We start from the raw sequence: 2,380 nt of genomic DNA, 5'->3' as shown, positions 1-2,380 counted from the left end.
AAGGAGCCGCCCGAGTTGGGCCGCATCTCGTGCTCGATGGCGGACAGCCGCTCCATCACCCCGGTGACTCCGCCGCCGACGGCTGCCCGCCACCTACAACGGGTATCGTCCGCAGTGGTCGCTACGAACGGAGTCCAGTATGCCCGTGCCCGCCGCCGAACACATCGGCGCCCGCATCGCCTGGTACCGCAAACTGCGCAGGTTGACTCAGCAAGAGCTGGCCAGCCGCGCTCACATCTCCTACAGCATGATGGCCAAGGTCGAACAGGGGGCACGCCCCGCCACCCCAGCCGTCGTGGCCGCCGTCGCCCAGGCCCTGTCCGTACAGACGACGGACCTGACCGGTCAGCCCTACCTCACCGAGTTGCAGCAGGACGAGCTGGACGGCCTGATCCAGCCCATCCGTGAGGCACTCGACCTGTACGACCTCGGCGCCGACCCGGACGTCACCCCGCGCGGCGTCCCGGCCCTCGCGGCTGCTGCCGATCAGCTGTGCGCGCTGGTGCGCGACGGCCGGCTGAAGGACGCCGCCACCGCGCTGCCGGACCTGATCGCCGAGGCCACCACCGCTGCGTGGACTGCCCAGACCACCGAGGCATGGAGCGTGCTCGCCAGCACCTACCGCACCGGCTACGACGTCACCACGAAGTTGGGCTACACGGATCTGTGCGTGGTTGCCCTCGACCGCCTCGACTGGGCGGCGGCACGTGCGTCCGATCCGGTCCTCGCCGGGATGCGGCAGTACCTGCGGAGTTTGGTTTATCTGCGGGCCGGCCAGTACCGAATGGGCCAGCGGCTCGTCGCGGTCGGCATGACGACGCTTAACCAGGGTGAGCCCGGTCGGGTTCGTGACGTCGTCACTGGGCAGCTGCACCTCGGTGCCGCCGTCCTGGCCGCGCGGGCGGGCGACGGCACGGCGGCGGCGGCCCACATCGCGGAGGCGTCCCGGACGGCGGAGACGACGGGCGAGGCAACGCGGGTCCACTGGCTGTCGTTCGGGCCGACCAACGTCGCGACCCACCAAGTAGCGACGCTGGCCGAGCAGTGCCAGTACGGAGAGGCGCTGCAGGCTGCAGCTGGGCTGACGGTCCCCGCGGACTGGCCAGCGTCGCGAGTGGCTGCGCACCTGGCGGAGGTCGCACGGGCCCAGCTGTGGACCGGCCGGACGGACCAGGCCCAGCAGACTCTGCAGCGCGCCCGGGAGGTCGCCCCGCAGCAGACGAGGTATCAGCCGATGGTGCGTGAGACGGTGGCCGGCCTGCTCTCAGCACGGCGCGCAACACCCGGAACATTGGTCAATCTTGCCCACTGGGTGGGCATCTGACCGACTATCACACACGGGCCCCGAACTATCACCGCGTTGTGATAGTTCGGGGCCCCCGCGCGGCCGACACTCTCTGTATCGGGACACCTACACCGAGGAGAGTCGATGGCCGCCACCACCCGCGCCCTGAACCGAACGCCGCAGGATCTCCGACGCCGCCACGATCTGCAGAACGCCGCGTCCGGTCGCCTGGGCGACAGCGTGCGGGTGGTCGCCCCGCGCACCGGCGTTCGGCTGACGCCGGCCCAGCGGTCCGGTACCGCCTGCGTCAGCTGCGGTGGCGCCGGTCCCCTGACCGATGCCGGCCACGTCACGGACGACGGGCTCGCCTACGCGGTCGGCGTGTGCTCGGCCTGCCCGCCGATCACGGCCCCGACGGTCCAGTGATGCAGCTCTTCAACCCGAACAGCGAGGACTGGCACAGGGCTGTCAACGGCGTACGGGAGATGCTCGCCCGTAGCGCCTCCCTGCGCCCCGAGGACGTTGATGCCGCTGCCGGGCATGCCCCGGAAGCCGATGAGCAGCAGACCAGCCTGCCGCACACGAACCAGTGAGTGTAGCTGGCGGGACTTCAGTGGCCCCGACCGTCTGGCGCCCGCCGTACCACCGGTCCCGTGACAGGCTGCCCCAGAACCTCGTTGACCCGGGAGAAGGCCCGGGCACTACCGAAGGGAGAGCCACGATGGACGACGTGATGCCCGTAGACGAACGCACGTTCCACGGCACGGAGGGGCAGGTCTTCGTGCGCCTCGCCGCCATGGGTGAGGTGGTCGTGCACATCGACCAGGCCGCCGTTGCGCTGCCCCCCGAGGAGGCCGCCAGGCTCGGCCGGATGATCGTCCGGCTGTCGACGACCGATGAGGGAGGAGGTGATCGGTAATGGCGTGCCCCCGAGGCTGCGGCTGCGCGATGTTCGTGAACGGCAACTACTGGCAGTGCCCCATGTGTGGGTGGCTGGAGCCGTACCGCGGCTGAGCCCACGATAAGGAGAGTAGGGGCCGGCAGGCCGCCGACCGGCCCGTAAGGGCCGTCGGGTTCGTCGCGGGAGATCGCGGT

Annotated in this window: 4 protein-coding genes; all 4 read left to right on the top strand. The window is 70.5% G+C overall.

Translation table 11 applies throughout. From position 1 onward, the window contains the following. Positions 1-139: 139 nt before the first annotated feature. The 4 genes from ACWD4P_RS38085 (at position 140) to ACWD4P_RS38070 (ending at position 2,204) form a co-directional block, all read left to right on the top strand. Positions 140-1,324 carry a helix-turn-helix domain-containing protein gene (locus ACWD4P_RS38085; RefSeq protein WP_449782804.1) on the top strand — a complete coding sequence of 395 codons (1,185 nt, stop codon included), beginning with the start codon at positions 140-142 and terminating at the stop codon, positions 1,322-1,324. Between the two features lie 105 nt (positions 1,325-1,429). Continuing rightward, positions 1,430-1,711 carry a hypothetical protein gene (locus ACWD4P_RS38080; protein WP_449782803.1) on the top strand — a complete coding sequence of 94 codons (282 nt, stop codon included), beginning with the start codon at positions 1,430-1,432 and terminating at the stop codon, positions 1,709-1,711. After that, entirely contained in the window at positions 1,711-1,878 is a 168-nt protein-coding gene (locus ACWD4P_RS38075; protein ID WP_449782802.1) for a hypothetical protein, read from the top strand. The genes ACWD4P_RS38080 and ACWD4P_RS38075 overlap by 1 nt, the downstream gene beginning before the upstream one ends. A gap of 128 nt (positions 1,879-2,006) precedes the next feature. Next, positions 2,007-2,204: a hypothetical protein gene (locus ACWD4P_RS38070; protein ID WP_449782801.1), complete on the top strand. Its 198-nt coding sequence runs from the start codon at positions 2,007-2,009 to the stop codon at positions 2,202-2,204. Positions 2,205-2,380: the final 176 nt, after the last annotated feature.

Source organism: Kitasatospora sp. NPDC002543 (assembly GCF_053594915.1).
The sequence above is the reverse complement of the archived record's forward strand: the minus strand, read 5'-3'. Positions and strand labels throughout refer to the sequence as shown.